The organism is Streptomyces sp. DI166, assembly GCF_900091315.1.
GTDB lineage: Bacteria > Actinomycetota > Actinomycetes > Streptomycetales > Streptomycetaceae > Streptomyces > Streptomyces fuscus.
Map to the genome: position 1 here is coordinate 58,579 of NZ_FLSP01000026.1, position 18,128 is coordinate 76,706.

At 72.6% G+C, this 18,128-nt stretch carries 14 protein-coding genes and 1 pseudogene; 7 read left to right on the plus strand and 8 right to left on the minus strand.

Annotated features, from left to right (window positions below; all coding sequences use genetic code 11):
* Positions 1–38 precede the first annotated feature (38 nt).
* A complete protein-coding gene (locus tag GA0115233_RS15335; protein WP_093720767.1) occupies positions 39–1,529 on the minus strand; it encodes a DNA-binding protein NsdB in 1,491 nt (496 codons plus the stop codon).
* 253 nt (positions 1,530–1,782) lie between these two features.
* Between GA0115233_RS15335 and GA0115233_RS15340 the strand changes: the two genes are divergently transcribed.
* Both GA0115233_RS15340 and GA0115233_RS15345 read left to right on the plus strand, forming a co-directional pair.
* Positions 1,783–2,922, plus strand: a complete 1,140-nt coding sequence (locus GA0115233_RS15340; protein ID WP_093720768.1) for an aminoglycoside phosphotransferase family protein — start codon at positions 1,783–1,785, stop codon at positions 2,920–2,922.
* 172 nt (positions 2,923–3,094) lie between these two features.
* Positions 3,095–5,068 carry an N-acetylmuramoyl-L-alanine amidase gene (locus GA0115233_RS15345; RefSeq protein ID WP_255310202.1) on the plus strand — a complete coding sequence of 658 codons (1,974 nt, stop codon included), beginning with the start codon at positions 3,095–3,097 and terminating at the stop codon, positions 5,066–5,068.
* A gap of 7 nt (positions 5,069–5,075) precedes the next feature.
* On the opposite strand, the gene GA0115233_RS15350 is transcribed toward GA0115233_RS15345, so the two are convergent.
* The 7 genes from GA0115233_RS15350 to GA0115233_RS15380 form a co-directional block, all read right to left on the minus strand.
* Positions 5,076–5,573 (minus strand): hypothetical protein, encoded by a 498-nt coding sequence (locus GA0115233_RS15350; protein WP_093720770.1) that lies wholly within the window; start codon positions 5,571–5,573, stop codon positions 5,076–5,078.
* 201 nt (positions 5,574–5,774) lie between these two features.
* Positions 5,775–6,680 (minus strand): universal stress protein, encoded by a 906-nt coding sequence (locus tag GA0115233_RS15355; protein WP_093720771.1) that lies wholly within the window; start codon positions 6,678–6,680, stop codon positions 5,775–5,777.
* Between the two features lie 161 nt (positions 6,681–6,841).
* Positions 6,842–7,084 (minus strand): DUF397 domain-containing protein, encoded by a 243-nt coding sequence (locus tag GA0115233_RS15360; protein WP_093720772.1) that lies wholly within the window; start codon positions 7,082–7,084, stop codon positions 6,842–6,844.
* A 94-nt stretch (positions 7,085–7,178) separates the two neighbouring features.
* Positions 7,179–8,345, minus strand: coding sequence for a thiolase domain-containing protein (locus GA0115233_RS15365; protein WP_093720773.1), 1,167 nt, complete (start codon positions 8,343–8,345; stop codon positions 7,179–7,181).
* On the minus strand, positions 8,342–9,385 hold the full coding sequence (locus GA0115233_RS15370; RefSeq protein ID WP_093720774.1) for a thiolase domain-containing protein: 1,044 nt from the start codon (positions 9,383–9,385) through the stop codon (positions 8,342–8,344). The genes GA0115233_RS15365 and GA0115233_RS15370 overlap by 4 nt, the downstream gene beginning before the upstream one ends.
* On the minus strand, positions 9,382–10,323 hold the full coding sequence (locus GA0115233_RS15375) for a Zn-ribbon domain-containing OB-fold protein (RefSeq protein WP_093720775.1): 942 nt from the start codon (positions 10,321–10,323) through the stop codon (positions 9,382–9,384). The genes GA0115233_RS15370 and GA0115233_RS15375 overlap by 4 nt, the downstream gene beginning before the upstream one ends.
* Before the next feature lie 11 nt (positions 10,324–10,334).
* A complete protein-coding gene (locus GA0115233_RS15380) occupies positions 10,335–11,135 on the minus strand; it encodes a crotonase/enoyl-CoA hydratase family protein (RefSeq protein ID WP_093720776.1) in 801 nt (266 codons plus the stop codon).
* A 165-nt stretch (positions 11,136–11,300) separates the two neighbouring features.
* Between GA0115233_RS15380 and GA0115233_RS15385 the strand changes: the two genes are divergently transcribed.
* From GA0115233_RS15385 to GA0115233_RS15405, 5 genes and pseudogenes are all read left to right on the plus strand, one after another.
* On the plus strand, positions 11,301–12,902 hold the full coding sequence (locus GA0115233_RS15385; RefSeq protein ID WP_093720777.1) for an acyl-CoA synthetase: 1,602 nt from the start codon (positions 11,301–11,303) through the stop codon (positions 12,900–12,902).
* 99 nt (positions 12,903–13,001) lie between these two features.
* A pseudogene (locus GA0115233_RS15390) lies at positions 13,002–15,646 on the plus strand (LuxR C-terminal-related transcriptional regulator).
* 16 nt (positions 15,647–15,662) lie between these two features.
* Positions 15,663–17,255, plus strand: a complete 1,593-nt coding sequence (locus tag GA0115233_RS15395) for an MFS transporter (protein ID WP_093720778.1) — start codon at positions 15,663–15,665, stop codon at positions 17,253–17,255.
* Positions 17,252–17,782, plus strand: coding sequence for a hypothetical protein (locus GA0115233_RS15400; protein WP_093720779.1), 531 nt, complete (start codon positions 17,252–17,254; stop codon positions 17,780–17,782). The genes GA0115233_RS15395 and GA0115233_RS15400 overlap by 4 nt, the downstream gene beginning before the upstream one ends.
* A gap of 146 nt (positions 17,783–17,928) precedes the next feature.
* Positions 17,929–18,126, plus strand: a complete 198-nt coding sequence (locus GA0115233_RS15405; RefSeq protein ID WP_093720780.1) for a hypothetical protein — start codon at positions 17,929–17,931, stop codon at positions 18,124–18,126.
* Positions 18,127–18,128: the final 2 nt, after the last annotated feature.

Genomic DNA, 18,128 nt, shown 5'->3' on the forward strand with positions numbered 1-18,128 from the left:
CCGCTCTCTTGTGGCTTCTCTTACTCTTGTGGCTTCTCTTACGCCTGCGCGGTATCCCCGCCCTTGGCCGGCTTCGGCAGAGCCAGCTTGATCTCCTCCCGCAGGTCCTGGATCTTCGGGTAGCTGGCGTACTCGGCGGTCAGCCGGTACATCTGGCGGAGCCGGTCCCAGGTGCGGTGGGAGGAGTTGGATCCCATCGACACCAGCGCCAGTCGCGCGTAGCGGTCGGCCTGTTCGGGGTCGTCGGCGATGAAGCAGGCGGAGGCCATGGACAGGAAGTCGAAGATCTTCGACCGCTGCCGCCCGTCGACCCGCAGCGCCAGGGCCTTCTCCGCGTAGTGCTGGGCGTGTGCGGCCGCCTGGGGCTCGAACTCCGCCAGCGTGCGGTAGGCCAGGGCCTGCATGCCGTACAGGTCCTCCTCCTTGAAGGTCTGCATCCAGCTCGGGGGCGGTACGTCGCCCTTGTCGGAGACGAACAGGTCCTCGGCCTGTCCGAGGGTGCGGCGCATCGCCTGGCCCTTGCCCATGGACGCCTGTGCCCAGGCCTCGATGGTGTAGAGCATCGCCTTGGTCCGGGGCAGCACTTCGGCCCCGGAGCCGGACTGGGCGAGCTTCATCAGGTCCAGTGCGTCGTCGGGCCGGCCCAGGTGCACCATCTGGCGAGCCGCCCGTGAGAGCGCCTCCCCGGCACGGGGCCGGTCGCCGCCCTCACGGGCCGCGTGGGCAGCGATGACGAAGTACTTCTGCGCCGTGGGCTCCAGGCCGACGTCGTGCGACATCCAGCCCGCGAGGACGGCGAGATTGGCGGCGACGCCCCACAGGCGCCGCTGGAGATGGTCGGGATGCCGGTAGGCGAGCATGCCGCCCACCTCGTTGAGCTGTCCCACGACCGCCTTGCGCTGCAGCCCGCCACCGCGGGCCGCGTCCCAGGCGCGGAACACCTCCACCGAGCGTTCCAGTTCCTCGATCTCCTGCGACCCGATGGGGGCGGCCTCGTAGCGGTCGAACCCAGCGGGGTCGGCGTGCAGGGGATCGTCGAGTCGGGGTGCGTCGGCCTTCAGAGTCGGGTCGGTTTGCAGCCAGTCGTGCATGGCGCTGCTGAGTGCGGATCCCGCGGCGAGCGCGGCGCCCGCGCCCACCAAGCCGCGTCGGTTGAGCATGAGGTCCATTCCCGTGAATTCGGTGAGGACCGCGGCTGTCCGTTCGGGCGCCCACGGCACGCCGTCGGGATGCTCCAGACTCCCGCCGCCCTGCCGTTTCCCCGCACGCCCGTGCCGGACCAGACCGAGGTCCTCGATGGTCACGACACGGCCGAGTCGCTCGGTGAACAGAGCCGCCAGCACCCGCGGCACCGGATCGCGCGGGATCTCTCCCATGTCGATCCAACGCCGCACCCGCGAGGTGTCGGTCGACAGCTGGGCGTGGCCCATGGCCGCCGCCTGCCGGTTGACCAGCCTCGCGAGCTCACCCTTGGACCAGCCGGCCAGGCCGAACAGGTCCGCGAGGCGGGTGTTGGGTTGTCCGTTCACGTCAAGCCCCCAGGTTCTCGGCTGAGTTGACAGTAGCCCGGTGAGAGTTGCCGGGCGACTATTCGCCAGGGTTCGCCAGGGTGCGCCAGATGGTGTGCCACTGGGCATCGGGTGTCAGGTAGGAACGCGCCATCCCGACCCGGTCGCCGCTCTTCACAGGGCGCATTCCCCAGGGTGCACCCGTGCGGCCGGGCCGGGCAGGCGTTTGCGCTTCATCAGGCACAGCAGGCACACGAAGGGATCTGTTTCTCCCATGTACGCAGCATCGTCCTCCGTGTCCGCCCCGCCCCGGACGCTGCACCCCCGCCCGGCGGGCAGCGGCCCCTACCTCGACCCCGCGCGGTCGGCGGCCCCCGTCCTCGGAGCGGGCCGGCCGCGGCGCGCGCCGGGGCTCGGCACCCAACCGCTCAGCGGGAGACTCGACTTGTCCGGCCCTCAGGGGGCCCAGCTGCGTACGGCCATCGCGTCCGTGCACCGGATCTGCCCGGAGTTCACTCCGGTCCAGGTGCTGCGGCGCAGCGGACGGTCCGTGCTCCTCGTGGGGACGACGGGACGCAGCACGGCCGTCGCCAAGTGTTTACTGGACCACTCCCCCGTCTGGGCGGAGCGGATCCGGCACGAAATAGCTGCTTACCGCTCGTTCGTCCGGCACCGCCCGCCCGTGCGGGTGCCCCGGTTGATCGCGGCGGATCCGGACAACTGCACGCTGGTCATCGAGCGGATGCCGGGGCGCGTGGCGGCACTTCAGCGGCACCCGTCCGAGGCGCCGCCGCGGGCGGACATCAGAGCGGCGCTGGCAGCGGTCTGCCGGCTGAACGCCTGGCGGCCGCCGGCGGGCACCTTCGACGCCCCGCTGGACTATCCGGCGCGCATCGCCCGCTACCACGAACTGGGGCTGCTCACCGACCGCGACATGGGTGATCTCCAGAAGCTGCTGCACGGCATCGCGCACGCGGCGGGCCGGCAGGGCATGGGCCAGTTCTGCCACGGCGAGGCACTGCTCTCGAACATCCTTCTGTCACCGGCCGGTCCAGTGCTGGTGGACTGGGAGCACGCGGGCTGGTACCTGCCGGGCTACGACCTGGCCACCCTCTGGTCGGTCCTCGGGGACGCGCCGGTCGCGCGGCGCCAGATCAGCCAGATCGCCCAGTCGGCGGGCCCCGCCTCGCGGGACGCCTTCCTGGTGAATCTGATGCTCGTCCTCACCCGTGAGATCCGTACCTACGAGACGGCCGTGCAGCGTTCGATGCACGACAGTGCCCCGGCGGCACCGGGTCCGGCCCACCCGGGTGCTGCGCCGTCCGGCGAGGAACAGCGCCTGCTGCTCAGGCGACTGCACGACGACTGCCAGCTGGCCCGCCGGGCCGTGCGCGCCGCGGTCGGTACTCGCTGACGGGGACGAAGGTCCGCGGTGCGCCCTCCGCAGCGGCGCACCGCGGACCTTCGTATGCGCGGCTCCTCCCCTGCCCCTGGGCATGATTGACGGATCGTCGGCAGGCCGGTACCACGGACGCATTGCCCGGCCCCGAACGGCTCATCGCACCCGACCGTCCCAGGAGGCTGTTTTGCGACGATCCGTCACTGCCCTGAAGGGCGCCGCGAAGAGAGCCGCCGGTCCGGTGGCCTCCGCCGCGCTGCTCCTCCCTCTGCTCGGCGCGGCCCCTTCCGAAGCACAGTCGTCCGCTCAGCCGTCCGCCGTGTCGTCCGCACGGGTGCTCCAGGCGGCGTTCTCCTCGGCCGCCGCCGAGTACGGCGTCCCGCGCAGTGTGCTGCTGGGCGTCTCCTACCTCCAGTCCCGCTGGGACGCGCACGCCGGGGCGCCGAGCGTCACCGGCGGCTACGGACCGATGCACCTGACCGACGCCCGCACCGCGCTCGCCACGGCCGTCCACCACAGCGAGGGCCTGGAGGACGCGCGCGGCGACCAGGCCCGCAGTCCGCTCGTGCCCGAGGAGCGCATCCCGCGGACCCGTGAGCTGCCCGCCCGGCTGAAGACCCTGCCGAGGGCCGCGGAGCTGACCGGGCTGAGCCCGGAGCGGTTGCGCGGCGACCCCGCCGCCAACGTGGCGGGCGGTGCCGCCCTGCTGGCCGCGGCCCAGCGGGAGCTGGGGGCGCCGCTGAGCGCGGACCCGGCGGACTGGTACGGGGCGGTCGCCCTGTTCTCCGGCGCCGACGACCGGGCGACGGCGGCGGCGTACGCGAACGAGGTCTACGAGGTGATCCGCGCCGGCGGTGACCGGATCACGGACTCCGGGCAGCGGATGGTGATGGCGGCGCAGCCGGACGTCCGGCCCGACACCGGAACCCTGGGCCGGGCCGGGCTGCGCGCGCCCGCCCCGGGTGACACGGAGTGCCCGGCGTCGGTGTCCTGCGAGTGGATCCCGGCGCCGTACGAGGAGTTCGGGGACGGCGACTACGGCAACCACGATCTCGGGAACCGGCCCGGGTCGCAGAGCATCGAGTACATCGTCGTGCACGACACGGAGGGCGCCTGGGAGGGGGTGCTGGAGATGGTCCAGGACCCGACCTACGTGTCCTGGAACTACTCGCTGCGCTCCACCGACGGTCACATCGCCCAGCACCTGAAGGCCAAGGACGTGGGCTGGCACGCGGGGAACTGGTACGTCAACGCCAAGTCGATCGGTCTGGAGCACGAGGGGTTCCTGGCGAACCCGGACGCCTGGTACACGGAGGCGATGTACCGGTCCTCGGCGCGGCTGGTGAAGTACCTGGCCCGCAAGTACGGCGTCCCGCTGGACCGGCAGCACATCCTCGGCCATGACACGGTGCCGGGGCCGACCACGGCGACGGTCAGGGGCATGCACACCGACCCGGGTCCGTACTGGGACTGGAGCCACTACTTCGAGCTGCTCGGACACCCGTTCCACGCCACCGCCGGGAAGAAGGGCGGGGTGGTGACCATCCGACCCGACTACGACCGGCACCGGCCGGAGTACACCGGCTGCACGACACCGGGCACCCCGTGCCCGCCGCACGGGTCGAGCGCGGTACGGCTGTACTCCGGGCCGGGGACCTCGTACCCGCTGATCAAGGACATCGGGCTGGGGACGACGCCGAGCATCGGGGTGAACGATCTGTCCTCGCGGGTCTCCACCGGGCAGCAGTTCGCGGTCGCCGGGCGGGACGGGGACTGGACGGCGATCTGGTACCTCGGGCAGAAGGCGTGGTTCCACAACCCGGCGAAGAAGCCGACGGCCGTGAACGCCAAGGGGTGGGTGGTGACGCCGAGGGACGGTCTGGAGAGCGTCCCGGTGTACGGGAGGGCCTATCCGGAGGCGTCCGCCTATCCGGAGGGGGTTCCGGCACAGCCGGTGTCACCGCTGCCGTACCGGCTGCCCGCGGGGCAGAAGTACGTGGTCGGGGACAAGGTGCCCGGGCAGTACTACTACGCGGTGACCTTCGATACGTCCTCGCACCGGGTGGTGACGGGCAAGGACCAGTACTACGAGATCCAGTACGGCCACCGGGTGGCGTTCGTCCGGGCCGCGGACGTGCGGCTGGTGTCCGCGACCCGGTAGCCGGGCCTCAGCCCTGCTGGAACAGCTCCGCCGGGAGCGGCTTCAGCAGGGCGTACAGGTCGTCGGTGATGGGGCGGTCCCAGGCGGCGATGGTCACCAGGACGTTGTCGCTGCGGTCGAACTGCACGCAGGAGATCCGGCTCTCGGAGAGCTTCAGGCGCCGGACGATCAGGAGGTTGTCGCCCTGCATCACCGGCACGTCCTCGGTGCCGACGACGGTGACCTCCTCGTCGTTCTCCAGCGCGAGCAGCAGCTGGGCGACCTCGAAGGGGATCTCGCCCTCGGTGACGTCCCGGGCCGGGGAGCCCTCGGGCAGATTGCCGATGATCATCGCGGGGCCGCGGCCGCCGAAGAGGTCGTAGCGCAGGAAGACACCCTGGCAGCTGCCGTCGGGGGCGGGCAGCAGGCCGGCGCCCAGATTTCCGGGCCAGTCGCCCGGGTCCATGGCCAGTACGTCGAAGTCGGGCCCGGCGGGGGTGGCGCTGCGGCGGCGGAGGAACGACATGTCGCCAATGCTACTTGGCCGTGCGCATAACTGCGGTGCCACCCTGTGCCGTCCGGCGGTTGTGGGTTGTTCGTGGCCGGGCGCCGTCCGGCGCGTTCGGGAACGTCGTGCAGCGCCCGGCGGGGTGCCTGGCTCTTGCCGTCCGGCGGGTCGCGGTCGTCGGTGGCCGGGCGCGCAGTTCCCCGCGCCCGTGAGTGTCCCCTACTCGTCCGTTGCCGTCGGGGGTACCACCGCGATGGGGCAGGCCGCGTGGAGGAGGACCGCGTGGCTCACCGAGCCGAGCATTCTGGTGGGGGCCAGCAGGCGGCGGCGGTAGCGGCCCACGACCAGCAGATCGGCGTTCGCGCTCATGGCCACCAGGTGGCCCGCCGCGTCGCCGGGCAGGATCTGGGGGTCCGTCTCCACGTCGGGGTGGCGGGTTCGGTGCGGGGCGAGGAAGCCCTCCGCCAGGGCCCGGGTCTCGTTCTCGATCGGTTCCTGTTCGATGGCCGGGGGGAACACGGGGACCGGTGCGGCCGTCCAGACCTGGAGCGGCCAGGGGTAGGCGGCGATCACCTGGAGGCGGGCCTTGCGGCGGGCGGCCTCGGTGAAGGCGAATTCGAGGGTGGCGTCGTCGGGGCTGTCGACCTGGAGGCCGACCACGACCCGGGGGCCGGGCTCGGCCGGCGGGGCGTCGGGGATTTCACGGCCGGGCCGCGGGACCACGACCACGGGGCACTCGGCGTCGCGGGCGGCGGCCAGGCTCGTGGAGCCCAGCAGGAGGCTCGCGAAGCCGCCCCGGCCGCGTGAGCCGAGTACCAACAGCTGGGCGGCGGAGGCCAGTTCGGGCAGGACGACGGTCGGCGAGCCGTCCAGGGGGACGTACTCCGTCGCCGGGCGGTCCGGTGCCGTGTCGAGGTGGGCGCGGGCCCGGTCCAGTACCGGGTCGTCGGCGCCGTGCGGCGGTCCCGCGGCCAGGACGTCGGGCTGCATCCAGGGCGCGTACTGGCGTACGTGCACGACCCGCAGGGGTGCCTCGCGCAGGTGTGCCTCGGCGAGGGCCCAGTCCAGGGCCCGCAGGCTGTCGTCCGAACCGTCGACCGCGGCGATGACCGGCAGGGTGCTCATGGGGTGCCTCGCTTCCCGAGTACGTCCGTCCCCCCTCCCGGGTCAGCCTGGCGCAGGGCCCGGTTCCGGGAGGGTGCCGGCGGTCGCGTGTCCGGAAATCCGCCCGGAACACCCCCGGTTCGGCCCGCCGGACGGATCCGGCGGGCCCGACTCACGTCGGCTCAGGTCAGGTCGAACTCTCCCTCGCGCGCCCCCGACACGAAGGCGCCCCATTCGGCGGGTGTGAAGATCAGGGAAGGGCTCTCCGGGCGGCCGCTGTTGCGCATCGCGATGAAACCCTCGACAAATGCGATCTGGACGTCTCCCAGACCCCGGCTGCTCGAATGCCACTCGGCGTTGCTGAGGTCCAGCTCCGGCTTGTCCCAACCCGTGAACGGCTGCTGCTGGATGGTGCTCTCGGCCACGTCCGTGCTCCTCCCGGTTCGTCGTCCGCGGCCAGCCTAGCGATCGGTTCCGGGACCCGACAGGCCACGTGAGGGGGACCTTTGCGGAGCGCTCTCAGGTCGAGGGCGGTTCGGCCCCGACGAGCCACATGGCGAAGAACTGCGATCCGCCGCCGTAGGCGTGCCCGAGGGCCCGGCGCACGCCCTCGACCTGGTGTTCCCCGGCCTGGCCGCGCACCTGGAGGGCGGCCTCGGCGAACCGGATCATGCCGGAGGCGCCGATGGGGTTGGACGAGAGCACCCCGCCGGACATGTTCACCGGCAGGTCGCCGTCCAGCTCGGTCACCCCGGCCTCGGTGAGTTTCCAGCCCTCGCCCTCGTCGGCGAAGCCGAGGTTCTCCAGCCACATGGGCTCGTACCAGGAGAACGGCACGTACATCTCGACGGCGTCGATCTCGCGGCGCGGGTCGGTGATCCGGGCCTGCCGGTAGACGTCGGCGGCGCAGTCCTTGCCGGCCCGCGGGGAGACGGCGTCCTTCCCGGCGAACAGGGTGGGTTCGCTGCGCATGGCGCCGCCGTGCATCCAGGCGGGCGGGCGGGGCGCGCGGGCGGCCCCGGCGCGGTCGGTGAGGACCATCGCGCAGGCGCCGTCGGAGGAGGGGCAGGTCTCGGAGTAGCGGATGGGGTCCCAGAGCATGGGCGAGGACTGGACCTTCTCCAGGGTGATGTCGTGCTCGTGGAGGTGGGCGAAGGGGTTCTTCAGGGCGTTGCGCCGGTCCTTGTAGGCGACGAGGGAGCCGATGGTGTCGGGGGCGCCGCTGCGCCGCATGTAGGCGCGCACGTGCGGGGCGAAGAAGCCGCCCGCACCGGCGAGCAGGGGCTGCTGGAAGGGGATGGGCAGGGACAGGCCCCACATCGCGTTGGACTCGGACTGCTTCTCGAAGGCGCAGGTCAGCACGGTGCCGTGGACGCGGGCGGCGATGAGCCCGGCGGCGACGAGGGCGGTGGAGCCGCCGACGGAGCCGGCCGTGTGGACGCGCAGCAGGGGTTTGCCGACCGCGCCGAGGGCGTCGGCGAGGTACAGCTCGGGCATCATCACGCCCTCGAAGAAGTCGGGCGCCTTGCCGATGACGACGGCGTCGATGTCGGCCCAGGTCAGCTCCGCGTCGTCGAGGGCGCGCCGGGCGGCCTCGCGGACCAGTCCGGCGATGGACACGTCCCGGCGGGCCGCGACGTGCTTGGTCTGGCCGATCCCGACGACGGCCACGGGTTCCTTGCTCATCGCGGGTCCCCTTCCAGTACGGCGACCAGGTTCTGCTGCAGACAGGGGCCGGAGGTGGCGTGGGCGAGGGCGCGGTCGGCCTCGCCCCGGTGGATCGCGGCCGCCGCCTCGCCGAGGCGGATCAGTCCGGCGGCCATGACGGGGTTGGCGGCGAGCGCGCCGCCGGAGGGGTTGACGCGCACGGTGTCGTCGAGGCGGAGTGCCTTGCGCAGGACGATCTCCTGCGCGGTGAAGGGGGCGTGCAGTTCGGCGGTGTCGACGGGCCGCTCGAAGGCCCCCGCCTTCTCGGCGGCGAGACGGGTGGAGGGCGAGTCGGTGAGGTCGCGGACGCCGAGGGAGTGGGGCTCGATCCGGTGGTCGATGCCACGGATCCAGGCGGGCCGTTCGCACAGCTCGCGGGCCCGGTCGCCGGCGGCGAGGATCACGGCGGCGGCGCCGTCGCCGATCGGCGGGCAGTCGCCGGTGCGCAGGGGGCGTACGACGTAGTCGCCGTGCGGGACGGGGCCGCGCAGTTGGGCGTGCGGGTTGTCGGTGGCGCGGCTGCGGGCGGCGACGGCCGCCAGCGCGGGTTCGTCGGTCTCGTGGGCGTCGATGAGGGCTTGTGCCTGGAGTGCGGCGAGGGCGACGGAGTCGGGCCACAGGGGTGCCACGTAGTACGGGTCGAGCTGGCGGGTGAGGACGTCGCGCAGGGAGCCCGGGGAGGACTTGCCGTAGGCGTAGACGAGGGCGGTGTCGGCGTCGCCGGTGAGGAGTTTGGTCCAGGCCTCGTACAGGGCCCAGGCGCCGTCCATCTCGACGTGCGACTCGGAGATGGGGGGCCAGGCGCCGACGCCGTCGAGGGCGAGGGTGAAGGAGAAGGCGCGGCCGGCCAGGTAGTCGCTGGAGCCGGAGCAGGTGAATCCGATGTCGGCGGTGCGCAGTCCGGTGCGGTCGAGGACCTCGTGCAGGACCGGCATCAGCATCTCGACCTCGGAGAGGTCGTCGGTGCTGCGGCGGTGGTCGGTCTGGGCGAAGGCGACGACGGCGATCTCTCGGGTCACAGCAGCTCCCGGTAGGTGTCGTAGTCCGCGTCCGGCTCGCCGGTGGGCCGGTAGTGGTCGGGGTGGCGGGCGCCCTCGGTCCACACCGGTTCCACTCGCAGGCCCATGCGGACCTGGTCGTAGGGGATGCCCGCGATCCGGCCGTGCAGGGCGAGTCCGGCGCCGTCGAGGGCGATGTGGGCGTAGACGTAGGGGACTTCGATGTCGAGGTTCCTGGCCTTGATGTTGACGATGCAGAAGGTGGTGACGGTGCCGCGGGGGCCGACCTCGACCTGTTCGGTGGTGGCGACTCCGCAGGTGGGGCAGGCGCCGCGGGGCGGGACGTACACCTTGCGGCACTGCGGGCAGCGTTCGCCGACGGTGCGGTGCTCGGCGAGGGCGTCGAGGTAGGCGGACTGGGCGCGGCCGGGGGTGTAGGTGTAGTCGAGGCGGGCGGGGGTGACGATGCCGGTGACCGGGTCCGCGAACTCCCCTGTGCTGCCGCTGGGTTGGGCGGGTGCGCCGCCGTACGGGTCGAAGCAGGCGATGTCGGTGATGGCGCCGGTGCGTGTCGCGGCCCAGCGGACGCGGACGCGCATGCCGGTGCGGACGGAGTCGGGGCCGGGGGCGTCGAGGACGTGCAGGAGGGAGGTGTCGGCGCCGTCGAGGCGTACCAGTACCCAGGCGAAGGGGGTGGCGAGGGGCTGGCCCGGGCGGGGATGCGGGTTCCAGGCCCAGGTGGTGACGGTGCCGGTGGGGGCGACTTCGACGAGGTCGCGGAGTTCGTCGGCGGTGACCGGGTCGTACTCGACGGGCGGGACGAGGACGCGGCCGTCGGTGGTGCGCACGCCCAGGACGACCCGTTCGCGCAGGCCGGTGAGGAAGGCGCTCTGGACGGGGCCGAGGGAGCGGGTGAAGGGGAACTCGACGACGAGGGGCGCGCGCAGGACTTCGGGCATCGGGGTCTCCTTCAGTGTCGCCGGTACTCGGGCGGGCGCTTCTCCGCGAAGGCGCGGGCGCCTTCCTTGGCGTCGGCGGTGTCGAAGACGGGCCAGCCGCGCTCCAGTTCGGCGGCGAGGCCGTCGGTCTCGGTCATGTCGGCGGTGGCATACACGGACGCCTTGACGGCCTCGACGGCGAGCGGGCCGCAGGCGTTGATCCGGTCGGCGATCTCCAACGCCTTGTCGAGGGCGGTGCCGTCGGGGACGACGTGGCCGATCAGGCCGATGGCGGCGGCCTCCTGCGCGCTGTAGGGGCGGCCGGTGAGGAGCATCTCCAGGGCGTGGGTGCGCGGGATCTGGCGGGGCAGGCGGACGGTGGAGCCGCCGATCGGGAACAGGCCGCGGCGGACCTCGAAGAGGCCGAAGGTGGCGGACTGTCCGGCCACGCGGATGTCGGTGCCCTGGAGGATCTCGGTGCCGCCCGCGACGCAGTAGCCCTCCACAGCCGCGATGACGGGTTTGCGGGGGCGGTGGTGGCGCAGCATCGCCTTCCAGTGCAGGTCGGGGTCGGCGGTGAGCCGGTCGCGGTACTGCTCCCCCGCCATTCCCTTGCCCGCGAGGGCCTTGAGGTCCATGCCGGCGCAGAACGAGCCGCCCGCGCCGGTCAGCACGATCGAGCGGACCGAGTCGTCCTCGTCCGCCTCGGTCCACCCGTCGTACAGACCGACGAGCATGGGCAGCGAGAGCGCGTTCTTCGCTTCGGGCCGGTCGAGTGTGAGTACCAGTGTGGCGCCCTCGCGGCGCACGCCGAGGTGTTCGGTTCCGCCCATCGCCCGTCTCCCCTCTTGAGAACGAGAACAGGTTGCAGGAGCCGCCCGAGCACTTCAATAGTTTTCTGACACTCAGTCAGATTTGTTGTGCGCGGAGTCTTCACAGCCGAGCCGCCCTTTGCTCTGATGACCGGCAACCGAGGGGCAGCGAGGTCAGGAGGAGCGGTGGAGTACAACCTTGCCGACCTGTTCGAGTCGGTCGTGGACGTCGCGCCGGACCGCGAGGCGCTGGTGTACCTCGACCACCCCGGCACAGGTGCGGAGCGCAGGCTGACCTACGCCGAACTGGACGCGGCCGCGAACCGTATCGGGCACCACCTGCTGGACAGCGGGATCGGGCCCGGTGAGCACCTCGGGCTGCATCTGTACAACGGGGTCGAGTACCTGCAGACCGTGCTCGGCTGCCTCAAGGCGCGGATCGTGCCGGTGAACGTCAACTACCGGTACGTGGAAGAGGAGTTGGTCTACCTCTACCGGGACGCGGATCTGGTGGCGGTGGTCTTCGACGCCGAGTTCGAGGACCGGGTGGCGGCGGCACGGCCGCGTGCGGAGAAGCTGCGGCATCTGGTGCGGGTGGGCGAGGGCGGCTCGCTGGGAGTGCCCTTCGCCGAGGCGGAGGCGGCCGGTTCGCCGTCGCGGGGGTTCCCGGAGCGGTCGGGGGACGACCAGTTCATCATCTACACCGGCGGGACGACCGGGATGCCCAAAGGCGTGATGTGGCGCCAGGAGGACCTGTTCTTCGCCGGGCTGGGCGGCGGCGCGCCGACCGGTGAGCCGGTGAAGTCGCCCGAGGAACTGGCCGAACGGGTCGCCGCGGGCGGGTCCGGCATCACCTTCTTCCCCGCTCCCCCGCTGATGCACGGCACCTCCACGCTCACCGCGTTCATCGGCTTCAACTTCGGCCAACGGATCGTGCTGCACCGCAAGTTCGTGCCCGAGGAAGTACTGCGCACCGTCGAGAAGGAGAAGGTCTCCAGTATGTCGCTGGTGGGCGACGCGATGCTGCGACCGCTCATCGACGCCCTCAACGGCCCCATGAAGGGCACCGACTGCTCGTCGATGTTCTCGGTCTCCTCGTCCGGCGCGATCATGTCGGAGACGGTGCGGCGGCAGTTCCTGGAACTGGTCCCGAACGTCATGCTGCTGAACAACTTCGGGTCCTCCGAGTCCGGTTTCAACGGCACGGCCACCGAGGACTCCGGTCCCCGGCGCGGCTTCCGGATCCGGGTCAACTCCCGTACACAGGTGGTCGATCCGGTCACCCATGAGCCGGTCGCGCCGGGCGAGGTCGGGCGGGTCGCGCAGTGCGGGCACGTCCCGCTCGGCTACTACAACGACCCGGTGAAGACCGCCGAGACGTTCTTCGAGAAGGACGGGCAGCGCTGGGTGCTCCTCGGTGACATGGCCACCGTCGACGAGGAGGGCGTGGTGACCGTCCTCGGCCGCGGTTCGCAGTGCATCAACACGGGCGGCGAGAAGGTGTACCCGGAGGAGGTCGAGCAGGCCCTGAAGTCGCACCCCGACGTGTACGACGCGCTGGTCGCCGGGGTGCCGGACGCGAAGTGGGGCCACCATGTGGCCGCCGTCGTCCAGCTCCGCGAGGGCGCCGGTCGGCTCTCCCTGGAGGACCTCCAGGCGCACTGCCGTACACATCTCGCCGGGTACAAGATCCCGCGCCAGCTGGTACTGACGGACACGGTGCGCCGGTCGCCGAGCGGCAAGGCGGACTACCGGTGGGCACGGGAGGTGGCCCTGGGGGCGCGGTAGACCGGGCGCCGCGGCCGGCCCGGAACCGTCCGACGGGCCGACCGGCGGGGAAGCTGGGATTCTGGAGGCAGCAGGGTCACCGGGACCCGGCGGACGACGGTGGTGAGCGGAGTGGTCACGGTCGAACCGAGCGGGCCGGGCGGGGCTGCCACGGAGCTTGATCCGCTGGGCGCCCCTTATCTTCCGGGGCGTTTCACCGTTCCGGCCCGGCCTCCCACGTTTCTGCGCCGCAAGCGGCTGCACGATCACCTCGACGAGGCCCTGACGACGCCCTTGACCATGGTCAACGGGGCCGCGGGCGCGGGCAAGACCCTGCTGGTCGCCGACTGGGCCGACGGCCTGGACCTGCCGGTGTGCTGGCTCACCGCCGACGCCGATCTGGCTCCCGGGCTGTTCTGGGCCCATCTGATGCAGTCCCTGCACGGGCAGGGCGTGCTCACCCCCGGCGAGGTCGGCTCCCCGGCCGACGCGGACCAGGTGGACTCCAAGCTGCTGGCCCGCCTCGCGGTGGGGCTCGCCGGGCATCAGGGGCCCGTCGTGGTCGTACTCGACGAGTTCCACCGGGTCACCGACCCGGGCATCGGTGAGCAGCTCGACTTCGTCCTCCAGCACGCCGGGCCCGCACTGCACCTGGTGCTCGTCACCCGCACCGAGCCCCTGCTGCCGCTGCACCGCTACCGCGCGGCCGGGACCCTCACCGAGATCCGCAACGCCGAGCTGGCCTTCACGCCCGAGGAGACGGTGGGTCTGCTCCGGCTGCACGGTCTGGAGCTGCCGCTGGCCGCCTGCCGGTGCCTGGTGGAGCGGACCGAGGGCTGGGCCGCGGGCCTCAGGCTGTGCGCCCTGGCCGCGCAGGACGCCGACGACGCCGAGGCCTACCTCAAGGAGTTCGAGGCCGGACAGAGCACGGTCGCCGACTATCTGCTCGGCGAGGTGCTCACCCTCCAGTCACCCGAGACGCAGGACCTGCTGCTGCGGGTCAGCATCCTGGACCGGTTCACCCCTGCGCTCGCCGACGCGCTCACCGGCCGGGACGACGCGGAACGGATCCTGGAGGGGCTGCGCCGCCGCAACGCCTTCGTGGAGTCGCTCGGGCACTCCCGGTACCGGCTGCACCCCCTGCTCCGGGAGATCCTGCGCTCCCACCTGGAGGTGACCCGGCCCGGTCTGCGCCGGCGCCTGCACCGGCTCGCGGCGCAGTGGCTGCACTACTCGGGCCACCTCCCCGAGGCCCTCGCGCACGCCGCCGCCGCGGGCGACTGGGAGTTCACCGCCGCCGCCCTGGTCGACGACCTGGCCATCGGACAGCTGTTCACCGGACTGCGCGCCGGTGACCTCGCCGGGCTCTTCTCCGGCATGACCCCGCGGACCACCACCCCCGCCGCCGAACTGATCCGCGCCGCCCGTGCCCTGGACCACCGCGACGTCACCCGCGGCCTCGCCCATCTGCACCGTGCCGAACAGACCCTGGCCACCGAGGCCACCGACCCCACGGCCGCCCAGCTCAGCTGCGCCCTCCTGGAGGCCCACGCGGCCCGGCTGACCGGCGCCCCGGGCCGGGCGGAGAAGGCGGCGCGGTCGGCCCAGGGGCTGACGGAGGAGGTCCGGGACGAGCGCCTGGAGCGGCATCCCGAGCTCAACGCCCTGCTGCTGACCCATCTCGGCGCGACCCATCTGTGGGCCGGGCGATTCGACGAGGCGCGGGACGCCCTCGGCGCCGTCGTCGCCTCCCCCGTGGGAGCCGCGACGGCGCTGCCGCGTCAGGAGTGCCTGAGCCATCTCGCGCTCATCGACTACCTGGAGGGCTGGCTGGACCGGGCCGAACGCAAGGCGCTCGCCGCGCTGGCCGAGGCCGGGCGGTACGGGCTGCCGCCGACCTCGGGGTCGAGCGTGGGCCATCTGGTCCGCGCCGTGGTGGCCGTCGAGCGCGACGAACTCGACCTGGCCGAACGCCTGCTCGGCGAGGCGGCCGGATTCGGCCCCGGCGGAGCGGACGACCCGGTGACGGCGGCGGGCCGGGCGCTGGCCACCGCGCGGCTGCGCCTGGCGCAGGGGGACCTCCCCGCCGCGCTGGCCGCGACCGAGCCGACCTTCACGGCCGAGACGGTCTCCCCCTGGGAACGGGCCGGGCCGCCGCCCTCGCCAGTGCCGCGCACCTCGCCGGAGGCGACCCGGAGACCGCCGCGCGGGCGCTGCTCGACGCCCCGGACGGCCAGACCCCGTGCGCGGTGCAGGCCGCGCGTGCCCTCCTCGCCACCGGCCACCCCGAGGCCGCGATCGAACTGCTCGACACCGTCCCGCCGGAAACCGACGCCGGGCCCGCCGTCACCGTGCCCGCCCTGCTCGCCCGCGCCCAGGCGCACAGCCTGGCGGGCGACCCCACGGCCGCCCGCCGCGTCCTCAGCCGCGCCCTGCTGGAGGCCCGCCGGGAACGCCTGCGCAGACCGTTCCTGGAGACCGGCCCCTGGCTGCACCGCATGCTCGCCCACGACCCCACCGAGACGTGGCTGACGGGGACCACCAAGCCCGGCGGAACCGCCCCGCTCGTCGTGGAGGACCTCAGCGAGCGCGAGCACGACGTACTGGTCCGGCTCGCCCGGATGATGTCCACCGAGGAGATCGCCGCCGACCTGTACGTCTCCGTCAACACCGTCAAGACGCACCTCAAGGGCGTCTTCCGCAAACTGGCGGTCAACCGCCGCACCGACGCCGTACGCCGGGCCCGCGAACTCGGCCTGTTGTGACCGAAGTGAGGTGGGCATGGCGCGCTGGCGGGCTCTGATCGTTCTCGGGGCGGCCCAGTTCCTGATGGTGCTGGACACCTCCGTGATGAACGTGTCGATCAGCCAACTCGTCGAGGACTTCGACACCGAGGTGACCGCCATCCAGGCCGTCATCACCCTGTACGCGCTGATGATGGCCGCCTTCATGGCCGTCGGCGCCAAACTCGGCGACATCCTGGGCCGCCGGCGGCTGTTCCTCATCGGCCTGGTGGTCTACGGCGTCGGCTCGGGGCTCACCGCGCTGGCACCGACGGTCGGGGTCCTGGCGGTCGGCTGGTCGGTGATCGAGGGGCTGGGCGCGGCCATGGTGCTGCCGGCCATGGCCGCGCTGGTCGCGGAGACCTACCGGGGCCCGGACCGTGCCGTGGCGTACGGCGTCATCGGCGGGCTGGCCGGTGCGGGCATCGCGGTGGGGCCGCTGCTCGGCGGCTGGGTGACGACGTACCTCACCTGGCGGCTGGTCTTCGCCGGGGAGGTCGTGGTCGTCGTCGCCATGCTGGTGTGCCACCGGGTGATCACGGAGGTCCCCAGGACCGGGCCGCGGCCCCGGATGGACGGCGTCGGCGCGGCCCTGTCCGCGGCGGGGCTCGGGCTCGGGGTGCTCGGGGTCCTGCAGAGCGGCTCCTGGGGCTGGGTCCAGCCGCGCAACCCGCCCTTCACGGTCCTCGGGTTCGCCCCGACGCTGTTCTTCGTCGCCGGATCGGCGCTCGTGCTGTACGCCTTCGTGGCCTGGGAGCGCCGCCGGGCCGCCCGGAACGCCGACCCGCTGGTGCACCTGACCCTCCTGGAGCGGCCCGCGCTGCGCGCCGGGCTGCTGACCATGCTCAGCCAGAACCTGATCCTGCTGGGCCTGTTCTTCGCCGTTCCGCTCTATCTCCAGGTCGTCCAGGGCTTCGACGCGTTCGAGACGGGACTGCGGCTGCTGCCGGTCTCCGTGACGATGCTCCTCGCCTCCCTCGGCGCCTCCCGGTTCGCCCGCAAGGTAGCGCCGCGCACCCTGGTCAGGGTCTCGCTGCTGACCCTCGCGGCGGCCGTGGTCTGGCTGCTGGCCACCATCGACCCGAAGATCGACGACTCCCAGTTCGCCGGTGCCATGGCTCTTCTGGGCCTCGGCATGGGCCTGCTCGTGTCGCAACTGGGCAACGTGGTGCAGTCCGGCGCCTTGGAGGAGGAGCGCAGCGAGGCCGGCGGTCTGCAGTACACCGCACAGAACCTGGGCTCGGCGCTGGGCACCGCGCTGATCGGCTCGCTGCTGATCGGCGCGCTCGCCCAGTCCTTCACCACGCACGTCGAGGACGACCCCCGGCTGTCGGCCGAGGCCAGGGAACAGACGGGCATCGCCCTGGAGGCCGGGGTGTCCTTCGTCTCCACCGACCAGGTGCGTGCCGGGGCCGAGCGGGTCGGGCTGCCGCCCGCCGAGGTGGACGCCGTCACGGAGGACTACGCCGCCGCCCAGTTGAAGGGCCTCAAGGCGGCCGTTCTCGCCACGGGCGGGATCACCCTGGCGACCTTCCTGGTGACGGCCCGGCTGCCGGGCCGCGCCGAAGCCGGGCACGGGGCGCAGTCATGAGCTCCGAGGAGGCCCGGGCGGCGCGGGAGGCCCGCAAGGAACGGCGCGCCGAGCGGCGGGCGCACGCCGACTTCACCGGCGGTGTCTACGGCTCGCTGCTCGCGGCCTCCGTGGTGCTCGGCGCGGGCTCGCTCGGGAACTTCCCGCGGGTGGAGCTGGTGGTGCTGTTGGTGCTCACCGGCGTGGTGTTCTGGCTGGCGCACGTGCACGCCAAGCTGTTCGGGGAGCGGCTCGGGCAGCACGCCCTGGACCGGCACACCGTGCTGGCGGTGTGCCGCGAGGAGTGGCCCATCCTGCGGGCCTCACTGCCCCCGGCGCTCGCCGTGGCGGTCAGTCCGCTGCTGGGCCTGGATGTGCAGGGCGGCATCTGGCTGGCCCTCGTCGTGGCCGTGGTGGGCCAGGTGGGCTGGTCGGTGCGGGCGGCGCTGCGGGTGGGGGCGTCCTGGCGGCTGGTGCTCATCAGCGCGACGGTGAATCTGGTGCTGGGGCTGGTGATCGTCGCCTTCAAGCTGTGGGTGAAGCACTGAACCTCGGCGGCCGCACCATCCCGTTTCACCTGTACCGGGTGAGGCCCCGCGGCGGCCGGCGCCGCAGGATCGTAGGGCGGGGTGCGCAACGCCCCCGCGACGACCTGTCCTCCGCCCGCGCACCACCTTTCGCGGGGAGCACCGCCATGCGCTACGAGATCCGTGTCGACGGCCAGATGTCGGAAACGCTCGCCAAGTCCTTCCCCGAGCTGAGTCATGTCGTGATGGCGGGACAGACCATCCTCTTCGGCCCGGTGGTCGACGAGGCCCACATCTACGGGCTCGTGGCCCGCTGCCAGTCCCTGGGACTGCGCATCGTGGAGATGCGCCGGCGGCCCGAGTGAGG

Excerpts from the sequence above, each read along its gene's own strand:
- GA0115233_RS15365 (WP_093720773.1), bottom strand. The coding sequence starts at position 8,345 with ATGAGCAAGGAACCCGTGGCCGTCGTCGGGATCGGCCAGACCAAGCAC.
- GA0115233_RS15375 (WP_093720775.1), bottom strand. The coding sequence starts at position 10,323 with ATGCCCGAAGTCCTGCGCGCGCCCCTCGTCGTCGAGTTCCCCTTCACC.
- GA0115233_RS15405 (WP_093720780.1), top strand. The coding sequence starts at position 17,929 with ATGCGCTACGAGATCCGTGTCGACGGCCAGATGTCGGAAACGCTCGCC.
- GA0115233_RS15395 (WP_093720778.1), top strand. The coding sequence starts at position 15,663 with ATGGCGCGCTGGCGGGCTCTGATCGTTCTCGGGGCGGCCCAGTTCCTG.
- GA0115233_RS15355 (WP_093720771.1), bottom strand. The coding sequence starts at position 6,680 with ATGAGCACCCTGCCGGTCATCGCCGCGGTCGACGGTTCGGACGACAGC.
- GA0115233_RS15380 (WP_093720776.1), bottom strand. The coding sequence starts at position 11,135 with ATGGGCGGAACCGAACACCTCGGCGTGCGCCGCGAGGGCGCCACACTG.
- GA0115233_RS15400 (WP_093720779.1), top strand. The coding sequence starts at position 17,252 with ATGAGCTCCGAGGAGGCCCGGGCGGCGCGGGAGGCCCGCAAGGAACGG.
- GA0115233_RS15350 (WP_093720770.1), bottom strand. The coding sequence starts at position 5,573 with ATGTCGTTCCTCCGCCGCCGCAGCGCCACCCCCGCCGGGCCCGACTTC.
- GA0115233_RS15340 (WP_093720768.1), top strand. The coding sequence starts at position 1,783 with ATGTACGCAGCATCGTCCTCCGTGTCCGCCCCGCCCCGGACGCTGCAC.